General features: G+C 61.1%; 12 protein-coding genes and 1 pseudogene. 11 read left to right on the top strand and 2 right to left on the bottom strand.

What is annotated here, in order from left to right; all coding sequences use genetic code 11:
- Positions 1–115 precede the first annotated feature (115 nt).
- Together istA and istB are read left to right on the top strand one after the other, a co-directional pair.
- Positions 116–1682, top strand: a pseudogene (gene istA / locus AO692_RS18900) (IS21 family transposase).
- Entirely contained in the window at positions 1615–2343 is a 729-nt protein-coding gene (gene istB, locus AO692_RS18895) for an IS21-like element helper ATPase IstB (RefSeq protein WP_054308547.1), read from the top strand. The pseudogene istA and the gene istB overlap by 68 nt, the downstream one beginning before the upstream one ends.
- A 309-nt stretch (positions 2344–2652) precedes the next feature.
- On the opposite strand, the gene AO692_RS18890 is transcribed toward istB, so the two are convergent.
- Positions 2653–3564, bottom strand: a complete 912-nt coding sequence (locus AO692_RS18890; RefSeq protein WP_054311593.1) for a LysR family transcriptional regulator — start codon at positions 3562–3564, stop codon at positions 2653–2655.
- Between the two features lie 99 nt (positions 3565–3663).
- Here AO692_RS18890 and AO692_RS18885 point away from each other — a divergent pair, with 99 nt between their 5' ends.
- The 9 genes from AO692_RS18885 (at position 3664) to AO692_RS18845 (ending at position 13591) form a co-directional block, all read left to right on the top strand.
- Positions 3664–5118 carry an aldehyde dehydrogenase family protein gene (locus AO692_RS18885; RefSeq protein WP_054311592.1) on the top strand — a complete coding sequence of 485 codons (1455 nt, stop codon included), beginning with the start codon at positions 3664–3666 and terminating at the stop codon, positions 5116–5118.
- A gap of 2 nt (positions 5119–5120) precedes the next feature.
- Positions 5121–6155: a membrane dipeptidase gene (locus AO692_RS18880; protein ID WP_054311591.1), complete on the top strand. Its 1035-nt coding sequence runs from the start codon at positions 5121–5123 to the stop codon at positions 6153–6155.
- A gap of 38 nt (positions 6156–6193) precedes the next feature.
- Positions 6194–8590 (top strand): DUF3726 domain-containing protein, encoded by a 2397-nt coding sequence (locus AO692_RS18875; protein WP_200911758.1) that lies wholly within the window; start codon positions 6194–6196, stop codon positions 8588–8590.
- Between the two features lie 63 nt (positions 8591–8653).
- The gene (locus AO692_RS18870) at positions 8654–9841 is read left to right on the top strand and encodes an ABC transporter substrate-binding protein (protein WP_161808088.1); all 1188 of its coding nucleotides are present in this window, start codon (positions 8654–8656) and stop codon (positions 9839–9841) included.
- Positions 9842–9899: 58 nt separating this feature from the next.
- Positions 9900–10790 carry a branched-chain amino acid ABC transporter permease gene (locus AO692_RS18865; protein ID WP_161808087.1) on the top strand — a complete coding sequence of 297 codons (891 nt, stop codon included), beginning with the start codon at positions 9900–9902 and terminating at the stop codon, positions 10788–10790.
- On the top strand, positions 10787–11500 hold the full coding sequence (locus tag AO692_RS18860) for an ATP-binding cassette domain-containing protein (protein ID WP_054311588.1): 714 nt from the start codon (positions 10787–10789) through the stop codon (positions 11498–11500). Before AO692_RS18865 ends, AO692_RS18860 begins: the two co-directional genes overlap by 4 nt.
- Positions 11497–12243: an ATP-binding cassette domain-containing protein gene (locus tag AO692_RS18855; protein ID WP_054311587.1), complete on the top strand. Its 747-nt coding sequence runs from the start codon at positions 11497–11499 to the stop codon at positions 12241–12243. The genes AO692_RS18860 and AO692_RS18855 overlap by 4 nt, the downstream gene beginning before the upstream one ends.
- Positions 12240–13199: a branched-chain amino acid ABC transporter permease gene (locus tag AO692_RS18850; protein WP_054311586.1), complete on the top strand. Its 960-nt coding sequence runs from the start codon at positions 12240–12242 to the stop codon at positions 13197–13199. The genes AO692_RS18855 and AO692_RS18850 overlap by 4 nt, the downstream gene beginning before the upstream one ends.
- Positions 13200–13276: 77 nt before the next feature.
- Positions 13277–13591, top strand: a complete 315-nt coding sequence (locus AO692_RS18845) for a RidA family protein (RefSeq protein ID WP_244483404.1) — start codon at positions 13277–13279, stop codon at positions 13589–13591.
- 133 nt (positions 13592–13724) lie between these two features.
- On the opposite strand, the gene AO692_RS18840 is transcribed toward AO692_RS18845, so the two are convergent.
- The gene (locus AO692_RS18840) at positions 13725–14021 is read right to left on the bottom strand and encodes a DUF982 domain-containing protein (RefSeq protein WP_054311584.1); all 297 of its coding nucleotides are present in this window, start codon (positions 14019–14021) and stop codon (positions 13725–13727) included.
- Positions 14022–14041: the final 20 nt, after the last annotated feature.

Raw genomic sequence — 14041 nt, 5'->3', positions numbered from 1 at the left:
TGTGTTTCGGCGTGGAATAAGGACCCCGTTTCAGGGGTGACCGGCGTCCAAAAAGGACCCCTGTAACGCAGGGTTGTCACACTGCCTTCGGTTTCATCGGGGGCATTTGTTTTGGATGTTGGTTGTGGAGACGATTGCGAAGATACGTCGGCTTTCGCTGGTCCAGGGGAAGTCGATCAAGGAGATCTGCCGCGAGTTGAGGATATCGCGGAAGGTTGTCCGGAAGGTGCTGCGGTCGAACGCGACGGAGTTCCGTTACGAGCGTGAGCATCAGCCGATGCCAAAGATCGGCCCCTGGCAGGATCAGCTCGACGGGCTTTTAGGTGGCAATCACGGCAAGGCGGGGCGCGAGCGGCTAACGCTGATCCGAATCTTTGAGGAGCTCCGCGGTCTCGGATACGACGGCAGCTACGACGCGGTTCGCCGATACGCCAAGAGCTGGGCGAAGGCGCAGGGATCAGCGACGGCGGAAGCCTATGTGCCGTTGTTCTTCGCGCCGGGTGAAGCCTACCAGTTCGACTGGAGCCACGAGATCGTCCTCATCAATGGCGTGACTGTGACCGTGAAGGTTGCCCATGTCCGGCTTTGCCACAGCCGCATGATGTTCGTCAGAGCCTATCCGCGCGAGACGCAGGAGATGGTGTTCGACGCGCACGACCGGGCCTTCGCCTTCTTTGGCGGCACCTGCACGCGCGGCATCTACGACAACATGAAGACGGCGGTTGAGACGGTATTCGTCGGCAAGGACCGGCAATACAATCGCCGCTTCCTGCAGATGTGCAGCCATTATCTGGTGCAGCCGGTCGCCTGCACGCCGGCGTCGGGCTGGGAGAAGGGTCAAGTCGAGAACCAGGTCGGGCTGGTGCGCGAGCGCTTCTTCACGCCGCGGCTGCGCTTCAAATCCTATGAGGAACTCAACGCCTGGCTGCTCGACAAATGCATCGCCTACACCAAGACGCACCGTCATATCGATCAGCCGGAGCGCACGATCTGGGAGGTGTTCGAGGAGGAGCGCGGCAAACTTGTCGAGTATCGCGGCCCCTTCGACGGCTTCCACACGGTCCCCGCCTCGGTATCGAAGACCTGCACGGTGCGCTTCGACAACAACAAATACTCGGTGCTGTCGACTGCCGTGGGCCGACCGGTCGAGATCCAGGCCTATGCCAGCAGGATCGTCATCCGGCAGGATGGCGTTGTCGTCGCCGAACACGCCCGTTCGTTCGGGCGCGGTGAGACCATTTACGATCCCTGGCACTATGTCCCCGTGCTCGCCCGCAAGCCCGGCGCATTGCGCAATGGCGCGCCGTTCCAGGACTGGGTTCTGCCCTCGGCGATGGAGCGGACCCGGCGCCGACTGAAGTCCTCGGATGACGGTGATCGCCAGATGGTGGCGATCCTGGCTGCGGTGTTGACCGACGGGATCGATGCCGTGGAGGCCGCCTGCCAAGAGGCGCTCGACCAGAACGTCTGCTCGTCAGCTGTCATCATCAACATTCTGGCGCGGCGGCGCGATCCGGCGCCAGCCATCACCATTCTCACCCCGGACGCTCTTCGCCTGCGCCATGAGCCGCAGGCCGACTGTGCCCGCTACGACAGCCTCAGGAGGGCAAGCTGATGGAACGCACGCAGGTTCTGGATCTGATGGGAACGTTGAAGCTCTACGGCATGCGCAGTGCCTATGACGAGGTTATGGCGACCGGCATCAAGCGCCAGCACGAGCCGCCGAGGATCGTCGGCGATCTGCTGTCGGCCGAGATCGCCGAGAAGCAGGCGCGCTCCATCAAATACCAGCTCACCGTCGCAAAGCTGCCGATCGCCAAGGACATCGAGGAGTTCGACTTCGACGGCACGCCGGTCAACGAGGTGCTGGTCAGGGACCTTGCCAACGGCACCTTCGTCGCCGACCAGCGTAACGCCGTTCTCATCGGCGGCACCGGAACCGGCAAGTCACATCTGGCGATTGCCCTTGCCCGATCCCTCATCCGCAACGGGACGCGCGGTCGCTTCTTCAATGTCGTTGATCTCGTCAACCGGCTCGAGACCGAGCACCGCGGTGGCAAGCAGGGCCGTATCGCTGACTACCTGACCCGATTGGACTTCGTCGTCCTCGACGAACTCGGCTATCTGCCCTTCGCGCAAGCCGGCGGGCAGTTGCTCTTCCACCTGATCAGCAGGCTCTACGAGCGCACCTCGATCATCGTCACCACCAATCTGGCGTTCGGCGAATGGCCCGCTGTCTTCGGCGACGCCAAGATGACGACGGCGCTGCTCGACCGGCTCACCCATCACTGCGAGATCATCGAGACCGGAAACGAATCCTGGCGATTCAAGAACCGCGCCTGATCACCCCATAACGCCGATCCGCGCTCGCCGGCCTGCGCAACCCAGACCAGCTTCGCCCGGCGAGCGCTAACCGTGGTGCCCTACAGGGGTCCCTTTTGCGCGCCGATCCAGGGTCCCCATTCCAGGCCGATTGACAAGAATCGTCGCGCATCGATCCTGAAGTCAAGGAACGAGGCATCCAAACGAACGTCAGATTCCGGAAACAGGCAATCAACGCCTTGCGCGCGCTTCGTGGGCGCACGGCGAGCCGTCGAGCAGCGAGCCTCGCAAAGCCGAAGTCAGTCAAACACCGCCGCACCCGTTGCGACCCTAAACATCGACGGCATTTTCGAGTCCCAGTTCGCTCCGGGATGAATCGACCACGTTCCAGAGTTCCCGCGCGAATGCTTCTGCAGCCGGCGATGGCACCTCGGTCGAACGGGACAACAAACCGACGGTTCGGGTAGCCAGAGGATCCTTGAGAGGGACAAAACTCAGGTCCCGCTCAGACGACGGTATCGAAAGCCTCGGAAGGATGGTGATCCCGACACCTGCGCGAACAAGTGCCAGGAGCGACAGCACGTTGTACACCTTGATCGGTGCCCTGCTCTCGAGTTCGGTAAACGATGTCGAGCCAATCAGGCCCGTGATTCCGTTTCCGAGCAAGGTCCTCTCACCCACCATATCCCAATCGATAGGTTCTCCCTGCCTGGTGAGCGGGTCGTCTTTCCTGCACACGATGCCCAGGGCGTCCTTGAACAGCGGCTTGAATTCCAGGTCGGCTTCGCTCTTGCGGACGGTAGCGACGCCGAGTCCCACTTTGCCTGTCAGGACCGCTTCGATCACGCTCGGCGAATCCGCATCGCGCACGTTGATCTCGACCGCGGGGTGCTTGGAACGGAAGTGAAGAAGAACCCGCGGAAGGATGGACGTAGCGACTGACGGCACACATGCAAGGTCCACCCGACCGGTCTGATTGCGGGCGAAAGCCTCCATCGAGGCGATGCCACGCTCATACTGTGAAAGGATGTCGTTCGCGCGATCCCGCACGAATTGCCCCGTCGGGGTAAGGCGGGCTTTTCGTTCCGATTGGAACAGCCTCACGCCCAATTCCTCTTCGAAAGTCTTGAGCGACATCGAAATGGTCGAAGGTGTCCGCCCCAGCCGCTCAGCCGCTTCGGTGATGCTGCCGAGGTCGGCGACGACCTTGAACACTCGAAGCGCGGATAACGAGTAGCGCATACAGGCCTCTATTTCAGTTTTATCGAAATTCCATAAGAGTATTTCAAATTGACTGAAATTGCTACCGGGTTCATTTAGCCAGCCATAGCGTTGAGGAGCATGGCATTGGCGGTCTATTCCAATTTCATCGGTGGAAAGTGGATTGAGGCGGCAGACTCCGTCGCCAACATCAACCCATCGGATACCTCCGACGAGATCGGGCGTTACGGACAGGCGCGGATCGAAGACGTCGCCCGTGCCATCGATGCCGCCCGCACTGCCTCATCCTGGGGGCTGGCTCCCATCGAGCGTCGCCACAAGGTGCTCATGGAGATCGGCCGGGAACTGATCTCGCGTTCCGCGGAACTGGGGGAACTTCTCTCCCGTGAAGAGGGCAAGCCGCGCGCGGAAGGCGTTGGCGAAGTGTATCGCGCCGGACAGTTCTTCGAATTCTACGCTGCCGAATGCCACCGTCAGTACGGCGAGAATGCCGAAAGCGTCAGGCCTGGCATCGATGTCGACGTGAGGCGCGAGCCCATGGGCGTCGTGGCGGTGATATCTCCGTGGAACTTCCCGATCGCCACCGCAAGTTGGAAGATCGCTCCGGCGCTGGCCTACGGAAACGCCGTCATCTGGAAGCCTTCGAACCTTACACCTGGCTCCGCGTGGGCCTTGGCCGAGATCATCAGCAGGCAGGACCTTCCCGAAGGAACCTTCAACCTTTTGATGGGTCCCGGCAGCGTGGTCGGCGACGCGCTCGTGTCAAGTTCAGGCATCGATGCGCTGACGCTGACGGGTTCCTACGAGACCGGGAAAAATGTCGCTGTCGCCTGTGCAAGGAACCTCACCAAGCTCCAGCTGGAAATGGGATCTAAAAACGCCCTGGTCGTCATGGACGACGCGGACCTCGACATGGCGGTCGCCCATGCAGTCAACGGAGCCTTCTTTGGGTCGGGACAAAAATGCACCGCCTCGTCGCGCCTGATCGTCGACAGCCGGGTACACGATGCCTTCGTGGAAAAGCTCGTGAAGACGACCTCCGCCTTGAAAGTCGGGCACGCGTTGGACGAAGGGACGCAGATCGGTCCCGTCGTCGATGCGAAGCAACTGGCAGCCGCTGAGCACTACATCTCCATGGGAAAGGAAGAAGGTGCCGAACTGGCGTGCGGAGGAACCCGCCTGCAGCGGCGCACGGATGGGTTCTATTTCGATCCGGCGGTGTTCATCGGTACTCGCAACGACATGCGGGTGAATCGGGAAGAGATGTTCGTTCCAATCACCTGTGTCATCAAGGCTGATGGGTTCGACCACGCGGTCGAGATGGTGAACGCCACGGAATACGGCTTGACGGCAGGTATCGTCACCCGTTCTCTCGCCCGCGCCAACGCCTTCCGCAGGAAAGCCAGAACAGGTTGCGTCATGGTCAACCTCCCGACGGCCGGGACGGACTATCACGTACCGTTCGGGGGCCGGAAGCATTCCTCATATGGACCTCGCGAACAGGGACGCGCCGCGGCCGAGTTCTACACTGCCGTGAAGACCAGCTACATCCATTCGGGCGATCCGGAGCTGTGATCATGAGCGGAAATGACCAGGTCCCGGTTATCGATTGCCTGCAGTACTGCAACTACTCGGAAGAGATATTCCGTGATCTGCGGATCGGCGGTGTCAACGCGATCCATACGACGATCAGCTACCATGAGGATTTCCGCGAGACCGTGGAAAATATCGTGCGGTGGAACCGCTGGTTCGAGACCTATCCCGACCTGATCTTCGCCGGACGGACTGCTGGCGACGTCCGGCGTGCGCAGTCAGAAGGCCGCACCGCCGTCTTTTTCGGCCTGCAGAATTGCTCGTCGATGGAAGACGACATCGGGCTCGTTCAGGTGCTTCATGAACTCGGCGTGCGCTTCATGCAACTCTCATACAACAATCAGAGCCTGCTCGCGACGGGATGCTACGAGGCGAACGATCCAGGCATCACGCGCATGGGGCGAGAGGTCATCGCCGAGATGAACCGTGTAGGCATGGTGATTGACATGTCGCACTCCGCCACGCGCTCGACGCTGGAGGCGATCGAACTCTCGAAACGGCCCATAGCCGTCACACACGCGAACCTTCACGAATGGCATCCGGTGCCCAGGAACAAGCCTGTAGACGTGATGAAGGCCCTCGCCGAAACGGGCGGGATGCTGGGCTTCAGCTTGTATCCACATCACTTGAGGGACGGAAGCGCCTGCAGTCTTGAATCGTTCTGCTCCATGGTGGCCCGCGCAGCCGAGATCATGGGCGTGAAGAACATCGGCATCGGCTCCGACCTCTGTCAGGACCAGCCTGACGAAGTGGTGCAATGGATGCGTCGCGGAAAATGGACGAAGGAAGCGCCAACCGAGGGAGTGGCCTTCCCTTCGCAACCCGATTGGTTCGGCTCGAACCGCGATTTCAGAAACGTCGCGGATGGCCTGAAGAAAGCCGGCTTCTCAAAGAACGACACCGATGACGTGATGGGTGGGAACTGGCTGCGGTTCTTCGAACATTCTTTCTCATCCATTGGCAGCGACAGCCCTGCTTCCTTTGCGGCGCCGCGGATCGCTGCGCAGGGGACGAAATGATGGAACGGTCGAGCCCTACCGCATCCACGAGGAATGCCTTGCCTAGCGCACCGCTGCGTTCTCCGGATGCGGTGATGAAGCTTGCCAGGCTTGGATGTTTCCATCAGACGCGCCTGAGTTTCATGCGCGTGCTGCTTCGAAGACTTGCACGCGAAAAATGGAGCTTCGCTCGAACCGCGTGGAACATCGACGCAAAGGGCGAAGGTCACGCGGTCTACGAGATTTCGGGCAACGGTCGCATCTACTCCCTGGTCGCGTTCGGCAAGGAAATCGACCCTGCCAAGCGGACAGATCGCGTCATCGCAGATGAATGGGATTCCACCTTTGCCCTTCACGATGGGCGGGTTTCCAAGACTGACATCGAGAGATTGTCGCGCAACATTCCCAAGCAGGAAGCCGGCCGTTTTAGCGCAGCCGAGATCGTTCTCGCGCGCGCCAACAAAAGTGTCCGTCTCTTCGAACTCGTCACCGCCAGGCTGGCCGAAGGCCGGCAGCCGACGGAAGCCGAGCTGGATGAGGTCGGCTACCTCATGCGAACCACCGCGGTGTACGGCAGCGGCAAATTCGGACTCGCCGACTACGAAACCGTATCTTCGCGCTCGGAATTTTCCGGCCCCTTCGCTGCCGAGATGCTGGCCGTCTGGCTGATCCGCGCCTACACGCTCGATCTCGTCGAGCACATGGCCCGCTCTGCATCTCCCTTCAACGCCGTGCCACTGAGACGCGACCTGAAGCGCAGGCTTGGGGTCGGCAACTCCACCGGCCTGGGCATGGCACCGTTCCTCGTCACCCATCCGTCGCTTGTCGACCGCTGGATCACGGCGCGGGAAACCGCGCTTGCAAGGGTTCGGGCAGTATACCGAGCTTCCTACAGGGAGATCGAGCTCTTCCGCGACTTGCTTGATCGAGGCCGGCGCCAGATCGACGCGTGGACAGTGGACGACGCCGTCCAGATGGCGCGCATCAAGGGTCTCCGGCAGGACCTCGACGCGCTTTCCTCGCATCTGGCATCGACCGACCTGCATTCTGACTACGCATGGGAAGGTCTTTTCAGATTTGCCGAGGCCAACCTCGGCATTGAAGCGCAGGAATATCTGGTCACTCTTCTCCTCGAACCCTACGGCCATCTGGTGGATGACCTGGCAACCAGGATGTCCTGCGACGAGACCCGGTGTTTCAAGATCGACGGCTCCGCGCCAGTCGGCTCCCTGGTTCGCGCCATCGATGCTTCCTACGGGTTCGCGGTGAACACCGATTTTGATGCTGCCGGAGCCACAGCGCGGTTCTGGTACGTCTCGGAAGAGAAACTCGAGCCCCGACTTGGAGAGCGTGCGGTCGACGACGGCGAAGACCTGGAGCAACCATTGGCTGTCGCGCGCGACGCCAAAGCGTTGGGAGAGACCCTACGGAAGCTGCCGGCCGACATGCGCCTCGCGGCGTTCCTCCTCGATCACCCCGAGTTCCGCCATGTCGTCCGGCGTGTCCAGATCGCAGTCCAGTTCCCGTATGCAGAGATCAGGGACAACCTCATCGACGCAGCAATGCGGCCCGTGGACCTGCTACGCTGCAAGCTGTCCTTCTTCGGTGCTTCGAACTTCGATCCACGGTCGGACCGCTGGGTACGGATCGCGCTTTTCCGGCACGCCCCGCTCCCGGACGAGCTCCTGTCGTCTGACCCTGACGACTGGGCCATCCCTCCGCTCGAAGCTGTCAAGACGATTGCCGTAGCTCAAGAAGCGGCCCAGACCAACGCGCAAGCCGTTGGCTCCGCTGTTGCCGGTGAGGATCGATGGTCATTGAACGAGACCGACGCCCTCGTTCGGAAGGCTGCCCGCGGCGCGGGCCTCTCGTGGGGACTTGCCGAGGAAACCGGGAAGGCAGCGAGGACACTGGCGATCACATGCGAGCATTGCCTGTCCACCTTGGCCGACGTTCTCGAAGCAGGCCGCGCCGGAGAGCTGTCGCGCAAAGTGATCAGGCATGGTGCGTCGTTCCGCGCTGCATGCGACAAGCCGCTGGATCCCCTGGTGATCGGCCCGTCGCTCGTCGACCACGAATTCCTCCTCGATGCAGGAACTCTATCGATCGAGGGGAGCATCCGTGCCCCAATTCTCCTCCTGCCGTACCTCAGGAAGATGGCTTTGGAGGCCGCACGGCCCTTGGTGGTTTCGACCAATCTCGGAAGCCTGATGATCACGGGGTGCGCCAACGCCGATACGGCTCCCGCCGCGCTTTCCGAGGACGTCGCATCGCTCCGGCTTTCGATATCCGAAAACCCGGTTGGCGCCGTTCCGGCGCATGCCCCCATTCAAGCTGTCATGCTCCCGCAGGAGGTGCGGCAGCGTTTCGAGGCACTGGCGGCTCTCACTTACGTGCCCTCCAGCGAGCGATCCCGCGCTACCGGAGCGGGGGCCGGACTTAACGACAACGACTGATGCAAAGCCAAGCCGCCGTCAAACCCGGCGCAAATCCAAGAAGAAATGGGAGGAACAGCCGAAATGAATGGATTTTTACCCTTATCACGTCGCGCCATGCTCGCGACACTGGCGGGAGCTGCCGCAGTCACAATCCTGCCAACCGTCAGTTTCGCAGAAGACGACATTGTACTGGGACTTGTGTCGCCACTCTCCGAGCCGGGCGACGTGCGCTCCGGCGAGGCGATCAAGAAGACCGCCGATCTCTGGATAAAGAAGATCAACGAAGCGGGCGGCATCATCGGCCGGAAAGTGAAGCTTGCCGTCTACGATGACCAGGGAAAAGTCGAAGTCGGTGTTTCCGCGATGGAGCGCGCGGTGACTGAAGCCAACGCCTCCGCCATCCTTGGCGTGTGGTCGTCGTCGGTGACCATCGGCCAGATGGAAGTGGCGAAAGGATACGACGTTCCACTCCTGGCCTTCTATTCCTGGTCGGACGAGGTCACTTCCAAGAACTACCCGCAGGTTTTCCGTATCGGCCCCTACAACAGCCAGATCGCCGCGCAGATGGTCCCCTTCGTCAAGGAGCGCGGATACAAGAAGGTCGTCGTGCTGGCGGAGGACACCGCCTACGGGCTGGGCTTCGCCAAGGCCTTCGAAGAGGCTGCGAAATCATTGCCTGAGGTCTCGCTGGAAGTGGTCCAGTTCCAGGCTCAGACCCAGGACCTGACCGCTCATATGTCGAAGATAGCCGCCTCTCAGCCTGACGCGGTCATCGTGCAGACCGTATTCGCGGCGACCAACCTCTCCATCAAGCAAGGACGCGAAGTTGGCCTGAAGGCTGAAATCATCACTGGATGGGACTGGCCGTTGCTGCCCGATTTCTGGTCAACCGTCGGCGACGCGGGTGTCGGCGTCATCTATCCGACCTTCTCCGACCCTTCGATGACCGTGACCAAGGTGGGCCAGGACTTCATAGACAGCTACAAAGCCGCCTACGGCTCCGATCCCGCGATCTTCCAATACTACCTCTGGGACAACTTCAACGCGGTGAAAGCAGCCATCGAGACGACCAAGTCTTCTGCACCCGCTGACCTGGTCAAAGCCCTGCCGGATACGAAGTTCGAGGGGACGATCGGTCCCGTATTCTTCCGCAACGAGGCAGGCACCGTGAACTTCCACCAATGGGACAAGTTCGCGATGTTCTTCAAGAAGCTGAACAAGGTCGGCGACGGCGAGGCACAGGCCGAACTGGTCTACGTCGTGAAGTGACCGATTGAAGCAGAGCCCCGGCGCGATGTCGGCCGGGGCCGACCATGGGACAAAACCGATGATGGATCAGCTCATCGTCCAATCTCTAATCCTCGGCCTGCTGCAGGGTGGACTGTATGCCTTGCTGGCCGTCGGACTGTCGCTCGTGTTCGGCATTCTGCGGGTCGTGAATTTCGCCCACGGCGAGTTCGCGATGCTTGGAAGTTTCGCTGCGGTTTTCGCGGTAACGAGCTTTGGAATGCCCGCGTGGGCTGCCTTGATCGCTGCCGCGGCAGCAGGCGCCCTCGTCGCCTTGATCACAAACGTCGTTGTTCTTCGGCCGATCTATCTCTCCCGGATGCGTCAGAAAGGCGAGTACACGATCATCGCCACCTTCATGCTCAGCCAGTTCCTGATCGCGGCGACGACCGTTCTGTTCGGCACCACGTACCGCAACCTTCCAGGCTTGTGGGAGAGCAACCTGAACTTCTTCGATTATGTCTACCTGTCGGGTAACCGTCTCGTTGCCTTCAGCGCGGCGATCGTGATGATCGGAACGCTTTTCTGGATCGTCTACCGGACAGATACCGGCCGAGCCTGGCGAGCGCTCACTCAGAGTCCCCTTGGCGCCTCGGTCGTCGGTATCGATATCCACAAATATGCGAACTATGCCTTCCTTGTCTCGGGCGCATTTGCCGGGCTCGCGGCAGGACTGCTTGCCCCTCTGATGTTCGTGTTTCCCTCTTCGGGGGTCGTCGCGCTGGTCAAAGCCTTCATCGTCGTGATCATCGGCGGCATGGGATCCATCGGCGGTGCATTGGCGGCGGGCCTCCTGCTCGGCGTGGTCGAAGTGATGGGGACCATATTCGTCGCCAGCGGCTATACCGACGCATATGGGTTCGCGCTGATGATCGCGGTTCTCCTGCTGCGTCCTGCGGGCCTGTTCGGGAAGATGGGGCGTGCGATATGAAAGCGATCGTTCTCGAAGCTGCTGGCCTGCAGAAGGCTTTCGGGGGCAACCGCGTCATCGACGGCGTGGACTTTCGTCTCACGGCTGGCGAACTGGTGGCCCTCGTAGGTCCCAACGGGGCGGGAAAGACCTCCTTCCTGAATCTGATCTCAGGGCAGTTCAGACCGAACGCGGGGACTATCGTGCTCGATGGCCATGACGTGACGGGGCTGGAACCCAAGGCGGCGAAGCGACGCCCCCTTTTCAGAAGTTACCAGAACGGCGGCACTTTCGGGAAACTCACGGCGGTCGAGAACATCGCGATGACGGGCCTGGTGCGTGACATGGACAGGAAGACGGCGGAAACCAGGGCAGCGGAGGCCCTCAGACGCGTCGGGCTGGGCCCCGTCGCCGACTGGCCCGCAGAACGCCTTTCCGGCGGACAGCGCAAGCTTATCGATTTCGCCAGGCTCCTCCTCGCGCGCCCCGCCGTGGCACTTCTCGACGAACCGACGGCTGGGGTAAACCCTGTAATCATGGAGGTGATGCGTTCGATCATTGCCGAAATGCGCGATGCCGGCACAGGCTTCATCGTCATCAGTCACGACCTTCCATGGGTCTTCGGATTGTGCCAGCGCGTCGTGGTTCTGGCGGCCGGGAAAGTCCTGACGATGGGAACCCCCGACGAAATATCCGCCGATTCCAGGGTTCGGGAGGCTTACCTGGCATGAGTGTACCCATTGAAATCACAGACCTTCGTGTCGCCTATGAAAGCGATGTGGAGATCTTGCGTGGCGTGAACTTGTGTGCGGCTGCCAATACGATGACTGCGATCATCGGTCCGAACGGAGCGGGGAAATCCACGTTGCTGAAAGGGGTTGCAGGCGTTGCGCCAGTCACGCGCGGCGAGGTCAAACTCGGCGAACGCCGCGTGGAAGGGCTGCCAACTGTGGACTTGGTGAAGGCAGGTATCTCCTTCGTTCCCCAGGAATCGTCTGTGTTCGGCCAGATGACCGTAGCGGAGAATCTCCGTCTCGGCGGGTGGCACAGGCGATCCGAACGGGACTGGCTAAACCAACGGGTGCAGGCATGCGGGGCGTTGTTCGAGTCCATACGCCCTTACCTCGAGCGCAAGGCAGGCGACCTGTCCGGTGGACAGCAGAAACTCGTCGAGATCGCGCGAGGTCTCGTGGGAGAACCCAGTCTCCTTCTCCTTGACGAGCCGACCGCAGGCCTCAGTCCCGTGATGGTGCGCGAGGTCTATCGGGAGTTGGCGCGCCTCAAGGAACGCAGGTCCGTCACAGTGCTTCTGGTCGAACAAAACGTGCGAGAGGCCCTGGAAGTGGCCGACCGTGTCTATGTCCTGGCGATGGGCCAGAACGATACCGAAGGAACGGCGGAAGACGTCAGCGAGCGGCTGGAAAGCATCGTCCGGAACTGGATGAGCCGCGAAGGTTCGGGAGTGGTATCGTGACGAAGTCCATGCATTACGCAATCGCGGCGATCTTCGCCGTGTCGGGCGTTGCGATCGCTTCCATCGGCGTGAAGCCCATCTTCGCAGATCTCCTCATCCTTTCAGCTTATTACCTCCTTCTTGCCGGATCCTGGAACTTGCTGGCAGGGTTCGCGGGCCAGTATTCATTCGCACATGTCGGGTTGGCGGCAGCGGGCGCCTACGGCACCGCAGCGATAGTCAACGCTTTCGGGGTTTCGGGTTGGCTGGCCTTCCTGATTATCCCCGTATTCACAGCCGCGATCGGCGGGCTGCTCGGTCTCGTCGCCCTACGCGTGCGGGGCGTGCAGCTCCCTCTCATCACCTTCGCTTTCGCGGGAGCCTTCGCAGTCTTCCTGGCTGCAGCCTCGGACATCACCGGCGGTTCGATGGGAATGCAACTTCCCAAGCTCGTCGCCGGGTTCGACCGTTCGCCCTATCTCATCCTCTCTGGGCTCCTGGTGGCGGCGTTCTTCGTCATACAGAACCTCGTGCTCGACGGTCGCATCGGCCTGCTCATGCAGTCGGTACGCGACGAGGAAGAGGTAGCCCGGGGGATCGGTGTCGATATCTTCCGGATCAAGGTCTACGCCTTCATGATCACCGCCGGACTGGCGGGGTTGGCCGGCGCCTTCTACGCCAACTATGTCGGCGTGCTTGCGCCTTCCATGCTGTCCATGAGCGAAATGGGCATGGTTGTGGCGATGGCCGTGATCGGGGGGCTCGGCCATCGCTATGGCGCGCTCGTCGGAGTGATCGTCATCCGTTCCCTGGAGCATTTCGTGCGCGGCTTCGGCGCCGAGTATACGCTGGTTATCATCACCGCCGTCGCTCTTCTTGTCGTGCTCTTCTTCCGCGAAGGCATTATTGCCGCCGTCGGCAAGCGACTGGACAGGTCGGTGCAGCAACGACGCTGGGCTAGCGCGAAAGCAAGCTGACTTCCGGAAAGCCGTTTCATTTCGCCAACCGCTGGAAAGACATACATATGATAGAGCGCATAGAGTGCGGCCCCCGTATGAGCCGCGTCGTCAAACATGCCGGGATAGCCTATCTGGCGGGAATGACGGCGGAGGACGCCTCGCAAGGATTTGAGGACCAGATGCGGCAGGTTCTCGCCAAGGCCGACGAAAGCCTGAAACTGGCTGGAACCGACAGGTCGCGCCTTCTGACCGCAACGATCTGGCTGAGCGACATGGCTTACTTTGCCGAAATGAATACCATGTGGGAATCCTGGATTGATCCCTCAAATCCGCCAGCCAGGGCGACTGCGGAGTGCAAGCTTGCCCGCCCCACACTGCTGGTCGAAATTCTGTTCACTGCAGCTTGTTGAGAACACCGCCCCACGCGCAACGATGACCTGGCAGGCTTCAAGGGTACGATGGGAGAACGGATCTGGCGGGGGAAATCCGCGTCGTATAGCGAAGTTTCTCGGAGACGTCGTATCCGGAGCTTCGCGGAACCGATCAGATCGGCAGCATTTCCGATCCGTCGCCACGCTTGCGCGGGCGCATCATGTCCTTGGCCATGATGCCGCTGGCACGGCAGAAAGCCGCAAAGGCACGGCAGGCATCTTCCGACGTCGCGACGCCGACACTGGCCCCAAAACAGGCATTGAAGGCCGTCTGATAGAGTTTGCCCTGCTTGCCAGTCGGCCATTCGGACAGGAAGTCCATCGCCTGTTCCACGCCATAGATCTCCTCGACCGGCTGGTCGGGGACCGGAACAATGCGAACGGGTATGGCAAACTGCAATTCGCGCATGACGACGCCTCTTGAACTGC

This window comes from Mesorhizobium sp. 1M-11 (genome assembly GCF_001303895.1).
Classification (GTDB): Bacteria; Pseudomonadota; Alphaproteobacteria; order Rhizobiales; family Rhizobiaceae; genus Mesorhizobium.
This window is presented reverse-complemented; position numbering and strand designations above follow the sequence as displayed.

What these genes read in the sequence shown, in the direction of transcription:
- AO692_RS18855 (WP_054311587.1), top strand. Translation starts at nt 11,497, where the DNA reads ATGAGTGTACCCATTGAAATCACAGACCTTCGTGTCGCCTATGAAAGC.
- istB (WP_054308547.1), top strand. Translation starts at nt 1,615, where the DNA reads ATGGAACGCACGCAGGTTCTGGATCTGATGGGAACGTTGAAGCTCTAC.
- AO692_RS18840 (WP_054311584.1), bottom strand. Translation starts at nt 14,021, where the DNA reads ATGCGCGAATTGCAGTTTGCCATACCCGTTCGCATTGTTCCGGTCCCC.
- AO692_RS18880 (WP_054311591.1), top strand. Translation starts at nt 5,121, where the DNA reads ATGAGCGGAAATGACCAGGTCCCGGTTATCGATTGCCTGCAGTACTGC.
- AO692_RS18860 (WP_054311588.1), top strand. Translation starts at nt 10,787, where the DNA reads ATGAAAGCGATCGTTCTCGAAGCTGCTGGCCTGCAGAAGGCTTTCGGG.
- AO692_RS18845 (WP_244483404.1), top strand. Translation starts at nt 13,277, where the DNA reads ATGAGCCGCGTCGTCAAACATGCCGGGATAGCCTATCTGGCGGGAATG.
- AO692_RS18890 (WP_054311593.1), bottom strand. Translation starts at nt 3,564, where the DNA reads ATGCGCTACTCGTTATCCGCGCTTCGAGTGTTCAAGGTCGTCGCCGAC.
- AO692_RS18865 (WP_161808087.1), top strand. Translation starts at nt 9,900, where the DNA reads ATGATGGATCAGCTCATCGTCCAATCTCTAATCCTCGGCCTGCTGCAG.
- AO692_RS18870 (WP_161808088.1), top strand. Translation starts at nt 8,654, where the DNA reads ATGAATGGATTTTTACCCTTATCACGTCGCGCCATGCTCGCGACACTG.
- AO692_RS18885 (WP_054311592.1), top strand. Translation starts at nt 3,664, where the DNA reads ATGGCATTGGCGGTCTATTCCAATTTCATCGGTGGAAAGTGGATTGAG.